Source organism: Seohaeicola zhoushanensis (assembly GCF_014656415.1).
Classification (GTDB): Bacteria; Pseudomonadota; Alphaproteobacteria; order Rhodobacterales; family Rhodobacteraceae; genus Seohaeicola_A; species Seohaeicola_A zhoushanensis.
The window spans coordinates 85,326-101,342 of the sequence record NZ_BNCJ01000009.1 but is presented as its reverse complement, the minus strand read 5'-3'; the positions used below and the strand labels follow the sequence as shown (position 1 = coordinate 101,342).

The window sequence follows — 16,017 nt, the reverse complement described above, 5'->3', positions numbered from 1 at the left end:
CGGGGTGCGGACCGGATGATTTCTGCGGATGACCTGATCGAGCTGGTCCGCAACTATAACCCCAAGACCAACGCAGCGCGTCTGGCCGAAGCCTATGCCTTCGGCGCCGCGATGCACGAGGGGCAGTTCCGCCATTCCGGCGAGCCCTACTTCAGCCATCCCGTGGCCGTGGCGGCCATCCTGACCGAGCAGCGGCTGGATGACGCCACCATCATCACAGCGCTTCTGCACGACACCATCGAGGACACCAAGGCATCCTATGCCGAGGTCGAAAAGCGCTTTGGAGCCGAGGTCGCCGGCCTGGTCGACGGCGTCACCAAGCTGACCAACCTGCAGCTCTCCAGCGTCGAGACCAAGCAGGCGGAGAACTTCCGCAAGCTGTTCATGGCGATGAGCAAGGACCTGCGGGTAATCCTGGTGAAGCTGGCCGACCGGCTTCACAACATGCGCACCATCAAGTCGATGAAGGTCGAGAAGCAGGTCCAGAAGGCGCGCGAGACGATGGACATCTTCGCCCCGCTCGCCGGCCGCATGGGCATGCAGTGGATGCGCGAAGAACTGGAAGATCTCTCCTTCCGCGTGCTGAACCCCGAGGGGCGGCAGTCCATCATCCGCCGCTTCATCCTGCTGCAGCGCGAATCCGGCGACGTGATTCCGCGGATCACCGGCGACATGCGCAAGGAACTGGAAAAGGCGGGCATCGAGGCCGAGGTCTTCGGCCGGGCCAAGAAGCCTTATTCGATCTGGCGCAAGATGCAGGAAAAGGACCAGGGCTTCTCGCGCCTGTCCGACATCTACGGCTTCCGTATCATCACCCGCTCGGAAGAGGACTGCTACCGCGTGTTGGGCGTCATCCACCGCCGCTGGCGCGCGGTGCCGGGGCGGTTCAAGGACTACATAAGCCAGCCCAAGACCAACGGCTACCGCTCGATCCACACCACCGTCTCGGGCCGCGATGGCAAGCGGGTCGAGGTACAGATCCGCACCCAGCAGATGAACGACGTGGCCGAGACCGGGGTGGCGGCGCACTGGTCTTACAAGGACGGCGAACGCTCCGAGAACCCCTTCGCCGTCGACCCGGCCAAGTGGATCAGCTCCCTTACCGAGCAATTCGACGCCGAGGAGGATCACGAGGATTTCCTCGAGGCGGTCAAGCTCGAGATGTATTCCGACCAGGTCTTCTGCTTCACCCCCAAGGGCGACGTGGTCAAGCTGCCCCGCGGCGCGACGCCGATCGACTTTGCCTATGCCATCCACACCCGCATCGGCTCGGCCTGCGTGGGCGCCAAGATCGACGGCATCCGCGTGCCGCTCTGGACCCGGCTGAAGAACGGCCAGTCGATCGAGATCATCACCGCCGAGGGCCAGACGCCACAGGTCAGCTGGCTCGAGATCGCCACCACCGGCAAGGCCCGCACCGCGATCCGACGGGCCCTGCGCGTGGTCGACCGCGAACGCTTCATCAAGCTCGGCCACGAACTCGCCCGCTCGGCCTTCGAGCATGTCGGGCGCAAGGCCACCGACAAGGTGCTCGAGATCGCCTCCAAGCACCTCCGCCTCTCCAGCTCGGACGAGCTGCTGGCCCGGCTCGGCAGCGCCGAGCTGACCAGTCACGAAATCGTGCAGGCGGTCTACCCCGAACTCGCCCGCGACGAGGGCGAGAAGGTGCCGCTGCGCCGCGCGGTCGTCGGCCTGCAACCGGGCCAGAGCTTCGAGCGCGCGCCCTGCTGCCGCCCCCTCCCCGGCGAGCGGATCATCGGCATCACCTATCGTGGCAAGGGCGTGGTGGTCCATGCGATCGACTGCGACAAGCTCTCGGAGTTCGAGGACCAGCCCAGCCGCTGGGTCGACCTGCACTGGCACTCGGGCACCCACCCCGCCGCCTACGAAGTACGCCTCGACATGACCATCGGCAACGATGCGGGGGTGCTGGGACGAATTTGCACATTGATCGGCGAGAAGAAGGCCAATATCTCCAATCTGGAGTTCGTGGACCGTAAGCCGGATTTCTATCGCCTCATGATCGACGTCGAATTGCGGGATGTGGAACAACTTCACTCCTTATTGCTGACACTCGAGGCCGATAGCGATGTGGCTGCGGTTGAACGCTTCCGAGAGAAATCGCAGGCGCGACCGCGCCAATTGACGTAGACCCGCGACCACGAAGGACCTGCCCTTGGTTTTCAGACGCCGTGACCGCCGCTCGCTGCTGCGCGTGATCGCGGACTTCCTGTATCCCCGCGGCGGCTGGCTCCGTGCCTTCCATTACGTGAAGCACCGGGTGCGCCGGCTGCCCGACACGCCCGAGCGCATCGCGCGGGGCATCTGGGCCGGTGTCTTCACCACTTTCACGCCCTTCTACGGGTTGCACTTCATCGTGGCCGCGATCATCGCCAAGACGATGCGCGGCAATATCTTCGCCGCGCTGATGGCGACCTTCTTCGGCAACCCCCTGACCTATGTGCCCATCGGGGTGGTCTCGCTGAAAACAGGCTACTGGCTGCTCGGCACCAGGTTCGACGAAGAGAAACACCGCTCGTTCCTGGGCAAGTTCGTCGACGCCGGGGCCGACCTGAAGGCGAACCTCTTCGCCCTGTTCAGCGACCGGACGGCCGACTGGAAGGGTCTCGCGATCTTCTACCACGAGGTCTTCTTCCCCTACATGATCGGCGGGCTGCTGCCGGGCATCGTGGTGGCGACGATCTGCTATTATTTCAGCCTCCCGGTGATCCGCGCCTACAAGAAGCGGCGGATGGCCTCGGTGAAGAAGAAATTCGACGCGATCCGCGCCAAGGCGGGCACCAAGGGCGAGCTGCCGCAAAAGGCCGACTGACAGCGGGCCAGCTGGAAGCAGGCACCTTTTTCCAAGCGGAATCAAACGTCAACAAACTGGCGAATCGAATTCCCTGCAGGAATCCGGACATTTTACTCGAAGGAAAACGCCTGCGCGGCGCCCTTGCGCTTGAACGCCCCGCCGGGTCATGGCAACTAGCGGCACCCGCGACACCGCAAGGCCCATGAAACCCGAATTCCCGCTCACCGCCCTGATCGTCTGTCTCGCGCCCGGTACCGGCGTGATCCGCACGCCGACGACCGCGCTTGGCGGCACAGCCCGGCGCGGACTGCTCGCCGCGCTGGGCTGCTCGCGGCCCTCGGCCCTTCGGCCCGCCCCCCATGCCTGAGCTGTTCGCCTATACCGACGGAGCCTGCTCCGGAAATCCCGGCCCCGGCGGCTGGGGCGTGCTGCTGCGCGCCATGCAGGGCGACGCCATCGTCAAGGAGCGCGAACTCTGCGGCGGCGAGGCGCAGACCACCAACAACCGCATGGAACTGCTCGCCGCGATCAACGCGCTCGAATGCCTCGAGCGGGCCAGCAACATCACCGTGGTGACCGACAGCGCCTATGTGAAGAACGGCATCACCGGCTGGATCTTCGGCTGGAAGAAGAAGGGCTGGAAGAACGCCGCGAACAAGCCCGTCGCCAATGCCGAGCTCTGGCAGCGCCTCGACGCCGCCCAGGCCCGCCACAAGGTGAAATGGGAATGGGTCAAGGGCCACGCCGGCCACCCCGAGAACGAACGCGCCGACGAACTGGCCCGCAAGGGGATGAAGCCCTTCAAGGGCTGATCCACCTCACTCGCAGTAATAGAACTTCTTGCGCGGCCCCATGCAGTCCGAGACCGACTCGGCCTTGAACTTGTCCGCGCCCACGGTGCGCCCATACGAGGTTGTCGGCTCGGGCGCGGGCGACGGCCGCGTGCGCACCGTCGGCTGCACCGGCGCAACCGCCGGCGCGGTGCGCACCACGGTCGGCTGGCTGCGCGGCTTCGGCGCGGGCTTGGGCGCGACAACCGCCAGCTTCGGGCATTGCGCGCCCGGATGATCCTCGACCATCCCGATCGCCTCGCGCAGCGCCGCGCCGCCCTCGGTCGCGCCCGCCGGCATCGCCACCCCCGCCACGCTTGCGAAACGGGTCAGCGCCGCGCGCGAGCCGCGCCCGAGAATGCCGTCAATGCCACCGCCATAACAGCCCGCATCCCGCAGCAGCAGCTGCAACCGCCGCGCCGCCTCCGCATCGCTCATCACCGGCGCCACGGCGACCGGGTTGCGCTGCGGCGCAAGGCTGGTCTCGTCGGTGCCCAGCGCGGCGGTCTGCTCCACCGGCTCCACCCGCGTCGGCCGGGGCGGAACACCGGCCGCCGCGCGCAGCTGCTCGCGCTTCTCCAGCGCGAAGGCATAGAGCGGATGGCCACTTTCGGCCTCGTGGCGCACCAGGAAATCGCTCCAGTCCTGGAAGCTGCCCGAACGGTCGACCTGGATGAAATCCTCCGAAATCGACAGGCCCGGCGCCTGCGGCGCGGGGCTGTCGGCGCGGCTGTTGGGGTTGATCACGAACTCGCCCCCGCCCAGCGAGGTATAGACGAAGGGCGCAGCCCCCGGCACGCTCTGGCGCATGTTGTCGCGCACCCGGCCCAGCAGGCGGCGCACATCGGTCGGCGGCCCTTCAAGCGCGGTCAGGAAGGCCTGGGTAAAGGGCGAATTGGCCCCGGTGACGCCGTCCGGCGTGATCTCGCCCGCCGCGGCGGCATAGGCGATCAGCGTGTCGGCCCCGGCGAACTCGATCCGCCCCAGACCCGACCCGATGCTGCGCCCGCTGCTGCTCCGCTTCATCTTCACCACGAAGGGATTGTTGCGGCAGGCGTCCAGCACCACCATCTTCAGCGCCTTCGCGCCCGAGATCTGCCGCAGCACCAGGTCCAGCTCGACCATCTCCAGCTCGGCGTCGCGTTCGTCCTCCAGCCGCGCATCCACCGGCACGAGGTAATTGTTGCCCGAGATCTCGATGCCATGCCCGGCGTAATAGACCAGCGCCACATCGGCCCGGTCGGCCATCTCGCGGAAATCCCGCAGCGTATCGCGCATCTCGGCACGGGTCAGGTCGCTGGCGGCGATCACATCGAACCCCTGCAACGACAGCGCCCGCGACACCGCGCGGGCGTCGTTCTGCGGATTATCCAGCTCGGCCACCGAAGCGTATTTCGAATTTCCGATGACAAGCGCGACCTTGCTGGCCCAGAGGGCCCCCGGCATCAGCACGAACAGCATCAGGATCAACAGGCGTATCATGGCGTCTCAAAGCCTTCCTTGCGGCGAAGGCCCGCATCCTGCCCCAGGCGAGGCACGAATCCCATCGGGCCATTACCCGAATGTAGCGCCACCTGGGCCCGAAAGTCTGTGAAACGTGTCACAGACCGGACCTCACGGCGCACGGCGATTCTACCATGAAAGCCGCGAAACGCCTAACGCGGGCTAGCGCTTCCAGTATTTCTGCCAAAGCCAGATCAGCAGGATCGCCCCCAGAACAGCCCCCACGAAGCCGGCGAGCGCGCCCATCACCGTGGTCAGCACCCGCAGCACCAGCCCGCCGATCAGCGCCCCGGCGATACCGATGAACATGGTGGTGGGAATATCGGCCTCGATCCGCATCACCCGGGTGGCAAGAAACCCCGCCGCGGCCCCGATGACGATCAGCGAAACGATCATGCCCATGCCGGTCTCCTCACTTGCGCCAGTGGAACGGGACGATGACCAGCGCCCCGACCGAAGACAGGATCGCATTCAGCCCCGGAGAGTGAAAGCCGATCCCGAACATCTTCCGCACGAAGAGGAACAGCACCGCGCCGCCGATGCAGATGATGATCGACTGCAAGTAGCCGTTCTTCGTCCAGCCGCTCCTCTCCGAGGCATATCCGACGACCCCCGCGATCACCAAAGTGCCGAACAGGGTGAAGAACATCGCCGGCTCCTAGAGTTGCGTGCCCGCCGCCACCGGCCAGCCCCGCAGGAACGTCTCGCCATCCTGCGCCGCCTTGCCCGCCCGTTGCAAGCGGCTGAGTCGCACCGCGCCGCTGCCGCAGGCAACCGTCAGCGCCCCGTCCAGCACCTGCCCCGGGGCGCCCTGCCCCGCGGCGAGGCGCGAGCCGAGCAGCTTCACCCGCTCGCCGCCGATCTCGCACCAGGCGCCCGGAAAGGGCGAAAGCCCCCGGATCAGCCGGTCGACCTCTTCGGCCGGCCTGGTCCAGTCGACCCGCGCCTCGGCCTTGTCGATCTTGGCGGCATAGGTCACGCCGGCCTCGGGCTGTACCTCGGGCTCCAGGTCGTCAAGCCGCCCCAGCGCTTCGACGATCAGCCGCGCGCCCAGCGCCGACAGCCGGTCATGCAGCCTGTCGGCGGTTTCCTCGGGACCGATGGCAATGGCCTCGCGCAGCAGCACCGGCCCGGTGTCGAGTCCGGCCTCCATCTGCATGATGCAGACGCCGGTGTCCGCATCCCCCGCCATGATCGCCCGCTGGATCGGCGCTGCGCCGCGCCAGCGCGGCAACAGGCTGGCGTGGATGTTGAGGCACCCCTTCGCCGGCGCATCCAGCACCGCCTGCGGCAGGATCAGCCCATAGGCCACCACCACCGCCACATCCGCCTTCAGCGTGGCAAACTCCGCCTGCGCCTCGGCCGTGCGCAGCGAGACCGGGTGGCGCACCATCAGCCCCAGCGCCTCGGCGCGGGCCTGCACCGGCGAGGGGCGGTCCTTCTTGCCCCGCCCCGCCGGCCGCGGCGGCTGGCAATAGACGGCGGCAATCTCGTGCCCGGCATCGATCAGGGCGTCGAGCACCGTCACCGAGAAATCGGGCGTCCCCATGAAGATCACGCGCATGAACTTGTCTCCCTCAGCCCGGTATGAAGGCGCGCACTCAGCCGGCCTTGCGCGCCTTGCGCAGCAGCATGTCGCGCTTCACCTTCGAAAGGTGGTCGAAATACATCCGCCCCGCCAGGTGGTCGATCTGGTGCTGCACGCTGGTCGCCCAAAGCCCGACGAAATCGCGCTCCTCGATCTCGCCCGCCTCGTTCAGGAACCGCACCGTCACCGCCCGCGGCCGCTTGATCACCGCCGAGACCCCCGGCAGGTTCGGGCTGGCCTCCTCGTGCGGGCGCAGCTCGATCGACGCATACAGCACCTCGGGGTTCGCCATGCGCACGGCCTTGCCCCGCGCCTCCGAGGCATCCACCACCGCCAGGCGCTGCATCACCCCAATCTGCACGGCGGCAAGGCCGACACCCGGCATCGCCTCCATCGTGTCGATCATGTCGGCCCAGGTCGCGCGGATCTCGTCGGTGATCCCGGTCACATCGGCGGCGGGCGTGCGCAGCCGCGCATCCGGCCAGGGCAGGCAGCGGCGCACCGTCATTGCGCCTCCGCGTAACGCGCCTCCAGCTCGGCGCGCAGCTCGGGCGCGACATGGTCCAGCGTCACCGTGCCGTTCAGGTGGTCGAACTCGTGCTGGATGCAGCGCGCCTCGAAGCCGTCGAAATCGGCCATGTGGATCTCTCCCGTTTCCGAGGTCCATTGCACCGTCACCGCGACCGGCCGCTCCACCGGCACCATGATGCCGGGGATCGAAAGACAGCCCTCGTCCATGACGACCGGTACCCGCTCGGCCGCCATGATGACCGGGTTGATCATCACCATCGGAGAGCGCTCGCCCTCCTTCCAGGTGCAATCCATCACGAAGAAGCGCTGCATCACCCCGACCTGCGGCGCTGCCAGGCCCCGGCCCGGCGCGGCATACATTGTCTCGAACATGTCGGCGATCAGCGGCGCCAGCGCAGCGACGTCATCCACCGGCGCACAACGCTGCGACAGGCGCGGGTCCGGCCAGGCGAGGATCGGCAGCACCGCCACCTCAGGCCCGCGCCTTCTCGCGCTTGAGCTTCTGCATCCGCCGCGTGATCAGCTGCCGCTTCATCGGGCCCAGGTAGTCGATGAACAGCTTGCCATCCAGGTGGTCGATCTCGTGCTGCACGCAGGTCGCCCAGAGACCGCCGAAGCCCTCGGAGACCTCGTTGCCGTTACGGTCGATCCAGCTTACCTCGACCTCGGCGGGGCGGGTCACGTCGCCATATTCCTCGGGGATCGACAGGCAGCCTTCCTCGTAGGTGTTCAGCTTGTCCGAGACCGCGGTGATGCGCGGGTTGAACATCACCAGAGGCCGCGCCGCCGTGCGCTCGTCCTTGGCGCAGTCGAGCACGATCAGCCGCTGCAGTACACCGACCTGCGGCGCGGCAAGGCCGATGCCCGGCGCGGCATACATCGTCTCCAGCATGTCCTCCGACAGCCGGCGCAGGTCGTCCGACAGGTCGGCGACTGGATCGCACAGCTTCTTCAGCCGCGGATCGGGATGGATCAGGATGTCTCGTTTCATCCTGCCGATTTAGGTGATCGCAAGGCGCGAAGCAACGCCCCCTTGCGCCTGTCGGATATGCGGCTAGCTTCCCAGCGACGCATACGAGGACAACAGAAGCCCATGACCAGCCCCTTCGACGAGATCATCGACCGCCGCGGCACCCATTCCGCCAAGTGGGACAAGATGGAGACGCTCTACGGCGTTTCCCCCGATGACGGCATCGCGATGTGGGTCGCCGACATGGACTTCCGCCCGCCGAAGGTAATCGACGAGGCGCTGAAGCGGCTGATGAACACCGGCATCTACGGCTATTTCGGTGACGACCGCGCCTATCTCGACTCGATCGTCTGGTGGATGCAGAACCGCCACGGCTGGACCGTCGACCCCAGCCACATCTTCACCACCCACGGGCTGGTGAACGGCGTCGCGCTCTGCCTCGACGCCTTCACCAATCCCGGCGAGGGGGTGGTTGTCTTCTCGCCGATCTACCACGCCTTCTACCGGGTGATCCGCGAATCCGGCCGCGAGGTGGTCGAATGCCCGCTGGCGCTGAACGACGGGCGCTACGAGATGGACTTCGACGCCTGGGACGCGCAGATGACCGGCAAGGAGAAACTGCTGATCCTCTGCTCGCCCCACAACCCCGGCGGCCGCGTCTGGACCCGTGCCGAACTGATGGGCGTCGCCGCCTTCGCCCGCCGGCACGAACTGGTGATCGTCTCGGACGAGATCCACCACGACCTGGTCTACCCCGGCCAGACCCACCTGCCGATGGCCACGCTCGACGCCGGCATCGAGGACCGGCTGGTGATGATGAGCGCCACCACCAAGACTTTCAACATGGCCGGCGCCCATATCGGTAACGTCATCATCGCCGACCCCGACCTGCGGGCGCGGTTCAACCGCCGCATGATGGCGCTCGGCATCTCGCCCAATTCCTTCGGCCTGCACACGGCCACAGCCGCCTATTCGCCCGAAGGGGCCGCCTGGGTCGATGACCTGATGCGCTACCTCGACGGCAACCGCCGCCTGCTCGACGGTGCCCTGAACGCCATCCCCGGCGTGCGCTCGATGGCGCTCGAGGGCACCTATCTCGCCTGGGTCGATTTCCGCGGCACCGGCATGCACACTGCAGAGCTGACCCGCCGCATCCAGACCGAGGCAAAGATCGCGGTGAACCACGGCGACAGCTTCGGACTGGGCGGCGAGGGTTTCATGCGCTTCAACGTCGCCACGCCGCGTGCGCGCATCGAAGAGGCCTGCGCCCGCATGACACGGGCCTTCGGCGACCTGCAATAAGGCGACCACGCAGGCGACCCGCGTCCCACTTGGTCATACGCGCTCCCCTCTCCCCGAAACGGGGAGAGGGCCAGGGTGAGGGGTGACCGCCACCCGGCGCAAGGCTGGGCAGTGTCGCCTATCGGAAACTCCCCTCCCCGAAATCTGCAGATTTGCCGCAGGCCGCCCCCCGCACCGCGCATTTTCGCCTCTTGCCGATTCGTCGGCGCCCCTTTATCTGCGGCGGCGGGACACCTCTCCCCAACGAGAGGCGCTTATCTGGAAGGATAGCTTAAATGGCTATGCAAAAACCGGCATCGCGGCCGGCCAATCCGCGGTTCTCCTCTGGCCCCTGCGCCAAGATCCCCGAATTCTCCCTCGACATGCTGGCAGACGCGCCCCTTGGCCGTTCGCACCGTGCCGCTGTCGGCAAGGCAAAGCTGCTTGCCGCCATCGAGGAAACCCGCGCCATCCTCGGCGTGCCCGCCGACTACAAGATCGGCATCGTCCCGGCCTCCGACACCGGCGCCTTTGAAATGGCGATGTGGAACCTGCTCGGCGCCCGTGGCGTCGAGATGCTCGCCTGGGAAAGCTTCGGCGAGGGCTGGGTTACCGACGTGGTCAAGCAACTCAAGCTCGACGCCACCGTCAAGACCGCCGGCTATGGCGAGATCGTCGACCTGGCCACGGTGAACTTCGACAACGACGTCTGCTTCACCTGGAACGGCACCACCTCGGGCGTGCGCGTCCCCAACGGCGACGCCATCCCGGCCGACCGCGCAGGCCTCACGCTCTGTGACGCCACCTCGGCCGCCTTCGCGATGGACCTGCCCTGGGACAAGCTCGACGTCACCACCTTCTCCTGGCAGAAGGTGCTCGGCGGCGAGGGTGCGCATGGCATGCTGATCCTCAGCCCGCGCGCCGTGGAACGGCTCGAAACCTACAAGCCGGCCTGGCCGCTGCCCAAGATCTTCCGCCTGACCAAGGGCGGCAAGCTGATCGACGGCATCTTCAAGGGCGAGACGATCAACACGCCCTCCATGCTGGCGGTCGAGGACTATCTCGTCGCGCTCGACTGGGCGAAGAAGGCCGGCGGGCTCAAGGGCCTGATCGCCCGCGCCGAAGCCAATACCGCCGTGGTCTCCGCCTTTGTCGCGGGCCATGACGGCATCGACTTCCTCGCCGCCGATCCGGCGATCCGGTCCTGCACCTCGGTCTGCATCAAGTTCACCGATCCGCGCATCACCGACGGCGCCGCCTTCGCCAAGGCCGTCGCCAAGCGGCTCGAGACCGAGAACGTCGCGCTCGACGCCGGTGCCTACCGCGATGCGCCTCCGGGCCTGCGGATCTGGTGCGGCTCGACCGTCGAGACCTCGGACGTCGAGGCGCTGATGCCCTGGATCGACTGGGCCTTCCAGGCCGAGATCGCCGCCCTGGCCGAAGCCGCCTGAGGCGCGGCGGGGTAAACCCCGCCCTACCCGACACGCCCAATCCCGTAGGGTGCGCATTCATTGCGCACCCCCACCCGACCCCACACAAGGACCACATCATGGCTCCCCGCGTTCTCATTTCCGACAAACTCTCCGACGCCGCCGTCCAGATCTTCAAGGATCGCGGCATCGAGGTCGATTTCCAGCCCGACCTCGGCAAGGACAAGGACAAGCTCGCCGAGGTGATCGGCAACTATGACGGCCTCGCCATCCGCTCGGCCACCAAGGTCACCCCGACCATCCTCGAGAAGGCCACCCGCCTCAAGGTTGTCGGCCGCGCCGGGATCGGCGTCGACAACGTCGACAAGGACGCCGCCTCGAAGAAGGGCGTGATCGTCATGAACACCCCCTTCGGCAACATGATCACCACCGCCGAACACGCCATCGCGCTGATGTTCGCCGTCGCCCGCCAGATCCCCGAAGCCTCGGCCTCGACCCATGCCGGCAAATGGGAAAAGAACGCCTTCATGGGTGTCGAACTCACCGGAAAGACACTGGGCGTGATCGGCGCCGGCAACATCGGCGGCATCGTCTGCGACCGTGCCCGCGGCCTGAAGATGAAGGTCGTCGCCTACGACCCGTTCCTGTCGCAGGAGAAGGCCGACCACATGGGCGTCGAGAAGGTCGAGAACCTCGACGACCTGCTCAAGCGCGCCGATTTCATCACCCTGCACGTGCCGCTGACCGAGCAGACCCGCAACATCCTCTCGGCCGAGAACCTGGCCAAGACCAAGAAGGGCGTGCGCATCATCAACTGCGCCCGCGGCGGCCTGGTCGATGAACAGGCGCTGGCCGACCTGCTGAAATCCGGCCATGTCGCCGGCGCGGCCTTCGACGTGTTCAGCGTCGAACCCGCCACCGAGAACCCGCTCTTCGGCCTGCCGAACGTGGTCTGCACCCCCCACCTGGGCGCCGCCACCACCGAGGCGCAGGAGAACGTGGCGCTTCAGGTCGCCGAGCAGATGTCGAACTACCTGCTCGACGGTGCCGTCGAGAACGCGCTCAACATGCCCTCGATGACCGCCGAAGAAGCCAAGGTCATGGGCCCCTGGGTCACGCTCGCCGGCCACCTCGGCAACTTCATCGGCCAGATGACCGACGAGCCGATCAAGGCGATCAACATCCTCTATGATGGCTCGGTCTCGACCATGAACCTCGCCGCGCTGAACTGTGGCGTGGTGGCCGGCATCATGAAGAAGGCCAACCCCGACGTGAACATGGTCTCGGCCCCGATCATCGCCAAGGAACGCGGCATCAAGATCTCGACCACCAACCAGGACAAGTCGGGTGCCTTCGATGGCTACATCAAGGTGACCGTGGTGACCGACAAGCGCGAACGCTCGATCGCCGGCACCGTGTTCAGCGACGGCAAGCCGCGCTTCATCCAGATCAAGGGCATCAACATCGACGCCGAGGTCGGCGCCCACATGCTCTATACCACCAACGAGGACGTGCCGGGCATCATCGGCACCCTGGGCCAGACCCTGGGCACCAACGGCGTGAACATCGCGAACTTCACCCTGGGCCGCGCCACTCCCGGCGGCGAGGCCATCGCGCTGCTCTATGTCGATGACGCGGTGCCGGCGCCGGTGCTGAAGAAGCTCGAGGACACCGGCCTGTTCCGCCAGGTCAAGCCGCTCGAATTCGACGTCGCCTGACGTCGATCCGGGCAGGGCGGTCCGCCGCCCTGCCCGACTTGCCTACCGCTGCAACCCGTGGCGCAGCACGACGACCCCGAAGGTCAGCATCGACAGCAGGGTCAGGATCGACCCGATCGCCGCCATCGGCTCGCTGCCCTGGGTCAGCGCCAGGTAAATCCCCGGTATCATCAGAACCAGCCCCGCAACCGCCAGCCCGAAATGCAGCTTGGCCAGCCCGCTGGCGGCGGCCGAGGGCATCAGGTGATAGTAGAAGGCGAAGATCGAGAAGGTCACCCAGCCCACCAGGTTCAGGTGCGCATGGGCGGGCGCCAGCGAGTGATCCTGGCTGATCGCCATGTGGATGCCCCAGCTCATGCCCATGAGTGCTGCCAGAACGGCAAGCATCAGGAAATACTGCGGTAGTTTTGTCATTTATCCGTTGTCCCTGTTCTTGATTATGGTCGTTCTGTTTCAGGCCCTAGGCCGGTCCGTTGCCAAGGGGCGGCCCGGTGAAATCCAGCTGGAAAGCCTGGCCGATCTTTACCACCTCTTCCATATCCTGCGGAATCCTGAATTTTCCCCGTGCCATTTCGAGGAAGAAGCCCTCGAACCCGCCCGGCGTCAGGATGATCAGATGCCGCGAGGGCTGCGGCCCGACGACGCGGAAAGTGTGCTCCTTGCCGCGCGGAATGAAGACGCTCGCTCCGGCCCCGCGGTGAAAGCTCTCCCCCTCCAGCCAGAACTCGCATTCGCCCGACAGCATGACGAAGGTCTCGTCGGCGTCATGGTGGATATGGCGCGGAGGTCCGCTCTCCGCCGGCCCGACCGAGTCGGTGACCGACAGGCCGCCGCCGCTGTCCTTGCTCGACAGAAGAACCTTGTACCAGGTGCCCAGCCACTCGACGGCATCGGGCCCCAGGATCGGATGTGACATCAATTTCCTCCCGGCTCGGGACATGCCATGCCCAGCCCCCGGAAGCGCGGCTCCGTGGTCTCTGTGGTTCTGGCAGGTCGATTATTTGTGGCAGCAGTCTGCCAGCCGCCGGATCAGCTGTGAAATGGATAGATATTATGATATCTATTTGTACGATGAATTTATCGGGCTTCGATCTCAACCTGCTGCGGGTGCTCGACGCCCTGCTCGCCGAGGGCTCCACCGTCCGCGCCGGGACGCGCATCGGACTGAGCCAGCCCGCGGTCTCCGCCGCGCTCGGCCGCCTGCGCCACGCGCTCGGCGACCCGCTCTTCGTCCGCCAGGGCCAGCGGCTCGTGCCCACCGACTATGCCCGCGACCTCGCCCAGCCGCTGCGCGACAGCCTCGACGCGATCGAGGTCCTGCTCGACGGCCCCGCCCGCTTTGACGCCGCCACGGCCAGCGAGACCTTCAAGATCTCGGGCAGCGACTTCTTCGCCGAGATGCTGATGCCCGCGCTTGGCGAACGCCTCTCACGAATCGCGCCGGGGGTCCGCGTGCAGCTGGTCGACCTGGTGCCCGACAACTATGTCCGCTCGCTGGAAAACCGCGAGGTCGATGTCGCCCTGATGCCCAAGCCCGAGCTGCCCGGCTGGGTCGAATGGCAGCCGCTCTTCCATTCCGATTTCGTCATGGTGGCACGGCGCGGCCACGCCCGCCTCGGGCGCGCCGGGGTGAACCCCGGCGCTACGGTGCCGATCGACCTGTTCTGCGACCTCGGCCATATCCTCTTCTCGCCCGAGGGCCGGCTTTCCGCGATGGGCGATGCCGCCCTCGCCGCCGTTGGTCGCAGCCGCCGGGTGGTGATGACCATGCCGGTCTTCTTCGGTGTCGCCCGCGCCGTGGCCGAAAGCGACCACGTCGCGCTGCTGCCGGGCCAACTCGCCGCCAGGCTTGCCGAACCGTTGGGCCTCGACATCTACCGCCCGCCGATGCCGGTGCCGACACCGCAGATCGGCATGGTCTGGCAGAAGCGGATGACCAGCACCCCCGGCCACCGCTGGCTGAGGGACGAGATCGCGCGGCTGATGGAACCGCTCGACACTCCCGCCCCACACGTGGCACACCGGGACGGACCTCAAGGCAAGGAACCGACGTGACGACCCCTCTCTACGTGATCGGCGACACCCACGGCCAAACCGCCTTCCTCGACCAGGCCCTCGACTGGATCCACACCGACGGCGGCGACAACGCCCGCATCATATTCCTCGGCGACTTCGAGGATCGCGGCCCCGACAGCCGCGGTGTGATCGAACGGGTGATGACCGGCATGGCCCAGGGCCGCCCCTGGCGCGCGGTGATGGGCAACCATGACCGCATGTTCACCCGCTTCCTGGACGACGGCACCCTGACCGACAGCCGGGTCAAGACCAAGGGCCTCGACTGGCTGAACCCGCGCCTCGGCGGCTCGGCAACGCTGGCGTCCTACGGTGTCGAAAACGCGGCCAGCCGCCCCGGCGACGAGGTACTGGCCGAGGCCCGCGCCGCCGTGCCCGCGGCGCACCGCAGCTTCCTGGCCGGCCTGCCCCGCTTCATCGAAGAGGGACCCTTCCTCTTCGTCCACGCCGGCATCCTGCCCGGCGTCCCCCTGTCCGGTCAGACCGAGGACGATCTGGTCTGGATCCGCGACCCTTTCCTGATGTACTCGGACCCGCATCCCTGGCTGGTGGTGCATGGCCATACCGCGCTCGACATGCCGTTTCACCACGGCAACCGCGTCAACCTCGATGGCGGCGCGGGCTATGGGCGTCCGATCTATCCGGCGGTTTTCGAGAATGGCCAGGTCTGGCTCCTCGACGAGGCCGGCCGCCTGCCGCTGGTCCCCTGACGAATAGAGCGCCCCGCCCGCAACACCGCGGACGGGGCGCCCGGCACCACGTCACCCCTTACGAATCTCTACCCGGTTCTGCTTCGGCTCCGGCGGCGCACGGCGCGGTACCTTCACATGCAGCACGCCGTCCTTCATCTCGGCGCTGGCCTTGCTGCCATCCGCATCCGGCGGCAACCGGAACGACCTGCTGAACGCGCCATACTGGCGCTCGCTGAAATACCAGGTGTCGCCTTTCTTCTCGGACGAGGTCTTCTTCTCGCCCCTTACGGTCACCACACCCTCGTCCACCGTCAGCTCCACGTCCTTCTCCGAGACGCCCGGCAACTCCATCGCGATGTCATAGGCATCCGTCCCCGAAGAAGCCTCGCTCGCCGGGCTCAGCCAATCCGCCACTCGCGAGCCGAAGGCACGCAGCGGATCGTAGAGCGCGGGCCAGAACCCGCCGTTTTCGGATTTCTCGACCATGTCCGATCCTCCATTCCCACACAGGACTCAAACATATGCAACTTCCGAAATGCATGCCTTGATCCAGCGCAAACACCAGCCCTTGTCCTCGCCGCGCCGC

At 66.7% G+C, this 16,017-nt stretch carries 19 protein-coding genes; 9 read left to right on the top strand and 10 right to left on the bottom strand.

Going from position 1 to position 16,017, the window contains the following annotated elements:
* The first annotated feature begins 15 nt into the window (after positions 1-15).
* The 4 genes from IE266_RS15585 (at position 16) to rnhA (ending at position 3,627) form a co-directional block, all read left to right on the top strand.
* Complete coding sequence (locus IE266_RS15585; RefSeq protein WP_189681031.1) at positions 16-2,151, top strand: RelA/SpoT family protein; 2,136 nt, start codon at positions 16-18, stop codon at positions 2,149-2,151.
* Positions 2,152-2,176: 25 nt separating this feature from the next.
* Positions 2,177-2,833: a DUF2062 domain-containing protein gene (locus tag IE266_RS15580; protein WP_189681030.1), complete on the top strand. Its 657-nt coding sequence runs from the start codon at positions 2,177-2,179 to the stop codon at positions 2,831-2,833.
* 184 nt (positions 2,834-3,017) lie between these two features.
* Positions 3,018-3,182 carry a hypothetical protein gene (locus IE266_RS15575; protein ID WP_189681029.1) on the top strand — a complete coding sequence of 55 codons (165 nt, stop codon included), beginning with the start codon at positions 3,018-3,020 and terminating at the stop codon, positions 3,180-3,182.
* A complete protein-coding gene (rnhA, locus tag IE266_RS15570; protein WP_189681028.1) occupies positions 3,175-3,627 on the top strand; it encodes a ribonuclease HI in 453 nt (150 codons plus the stop codon). Before IE266_RS15575 ends, rnhA begins: the two co-directional genes overlap by 8 nt.
* 6 nt (positions 3,628-3,633) lie before the next feature.
* On the opposite strand, the gene IE266_RS15565 is transcribed toward rnhA, so the two are convergent.
* From IE266_RS15565 to def (IE266_RS15535), 7 genes are all read right to left on the bottom strand, one after another.
* Positions 3,634-5,127, bottom strand: coding sequence for a caspase family protein (locus IE266_RS15565; RefSeq protein ID WP_189681027.1), 1,494 nt, complete (start codon positions 5,125-5,127; stop codon positions 3,634-3,636).
* 183 nt (positions 5,128-5,310) lie between these two features.
* Positions 5,311-5,550, bottom strand: a complete 240-nt coding sequence (locus IE266_RS15560) for a GlsB/YeaQ/YmgE family stress response membrane protein (protein WP_229864160.1) — start codon at positions 5,548-5,550, stop codon at positions 5,311-5,313.
* A 10-nt stretch (positions 5,551-5,560) separates the two neighbouring features.
* On the bottom strand, positions 5,561-5,797 hold the full coding sequence (locus tag IE266_RS15555; RefSeq protein ID WP_189681026.1) for a hypothetical protein: 237 nt from the start codon (positions 5,795-5,797) through the stop codon (positions 5,561-5,563).
* A gap of 9 nt (positions 5,798-5,806) precedes the next feature.
* On the bottom strand, positions 5,807-6,712 hold the full coding sequence (gene fmt, locus IE266_RS15550) for a methionyl-tRNA formyltransferase (protein ID WP_189681025.1): 906 nt from the start codon (positions 6,710-6,712) through the stop codon (positions 5,807-5,809).
* A 37-nt stretch (positions 6,713-6,749) separates the two neighbouring features.
* A complete protein-coding gene (gene def, locus IE266_RS15545) occupies positions 6,750-7,244 on the bottom strand; it encodes a peptide deformylase (RefSeq protein ID WP_189681024.1) in 495 nt (164 codons plus the stop codon).
* On the bottom strand, positions 7,241-7,738 hold the full coding sequence (def, locus tag IE266_RS15540) for a peptide deformylase (RefSeq protein ID WP_189681023.1): 498 nt from the start codon (positions 7,736-7,738) through the stop codon (positions 7,241-7,243). Before def (IE266_RS15540) ends, def (IE266_RS15545) begins: the two co-directional genes overlap by 4 nt.
* 1 nt (position 7,739) lies before the next feature.
* Positions 7,740-8,258 (bottom strand): peptide deformylase, encoded by a 519-nt coding sequence (gene def / locus IE266_RS15535; RefSeq protein WP_189681022.1) that lies wholly within the window; start codon positions 8,256-8,258, stop codon positions 7,740-7,742.
* Between the two features lie 102 nt (positions 8,259-8,360).
* Here def (IE266_RS15535) and IE266_RS15530 point away from each other — a divergent pair, with 102 nt between their 5' ends.
* The 3 genes from IE266_RS15530 to serA all read left to right on the top strand — a co-directional run bounded on the left by IE266_RS15530 (position 8,361) and on the right by serA (position 12,666).
* Positions 8,361-9,539 (top strand): MalY/PatB family protein, encoded by a 1,179-nt coding sequence (locus IE266_RS15530; protein ID WP_189681021.1) that lies wholly within the window; start codon positions 8,361-8,363, stop codon positions 9,537-9,539.
* A 275-nt stretch (positions 9,540-9,814) separates the two neighbouring features.
* A complete protein-coding gene (locus tag IE266_RS15525; RefSeq protein ID WP_189681020.1) occupies positions 9,815-10,969 on the top strand; it encodes a phosphoserine transaminase in 1,155 nt (384 codons plus the stop codon).
* Positions 10,970-11,067: 98 nt separating this feature from the next.
* The gene (gene serA, locus IE266_RS15520; RefSeq protein ID WP_189681019.1) at positions 11,068-12,666 is read left to right on the top strand and encodes a phosphoglycerate dehydrogenase; all 1,599 of its coding nucleotides are present in this window, start codon (positions 11,068-11,070) and stop codon (positions 12,664-12,666) included.
* A 42-nt stretch (positions 12,667-12,708) separates the two neighbouring features.
* Here serA and IE266_RS15515 read toward each other — a convergent pair whose 3' ends face one another.
* The gene (locus IE266_RS15515; RefSeq protein WP_189681018.1) at positions 12,709-13,080 is read right to left on the bottom strand and encodes a hypothetical protein; all 372 of its coding nucleotides are present in this window, start codon (positions 13,078-13,080) and stop codon (positions 12,709-12,711) included.
* 46 nt (positions 13,081-13,126) lie between these two features.
* Positions 13,127-13,582, bottom strand: coding sequence for a cupin domain-containing protein (locus IE266_RS15510; RefSeq protein WP_189681017.1), 456 nt, complete (start codon positions 13,580-13,582; stop codon positions 13,127-13,129).
* Between the two features lie 155 nt (positions 13,583-13,737).
* Between IE266_RS15510 and IE266_RS15505 the strand changes: the two genes are divergently transcribed.
* Positions 13,738-14,721, top strand: coding sequence for a LysR family transcriptional regulator (locus tag IE266_RS15505; protein WP_189681016.1), 984 nt, complete (start codon positions 13,738-13,740; stop codon positions 14,719-14,721).
* A complete protein-coding gene (locus tag IE266_RS15500; protein ID WP_189681015.1) occupies positions 14,718-15,449 on the top strand; it encodes a metallophosphoesterase in 732 nt (243 codons plus the stop codon). Before IE266_RS15505 ends, IE266_RS15500 begins: the two co-directional genes overlap by 4 nt.
* 51 nt (positions 15,450-15,500) lie before the next feature.
* Here the strand turns inward: IE266_RS15500 and IE266_RS15495 are convergent, their stop codons facing one another.
* Positions 15,501-15,917 (bottom strand): Hsp20/alpha crystallin family protein, encoded by a 417-nt coding sequence (locus tag IE266_RS15495; RefSeq protein ID WP_189681014.1) that lies wholly within the window; start codon positions 15,915-15,917, stop codon positions 15,501-15,503.
* Between the last annotated feature and the right edge of the window lie 100 nt (positions 15,918-16,017).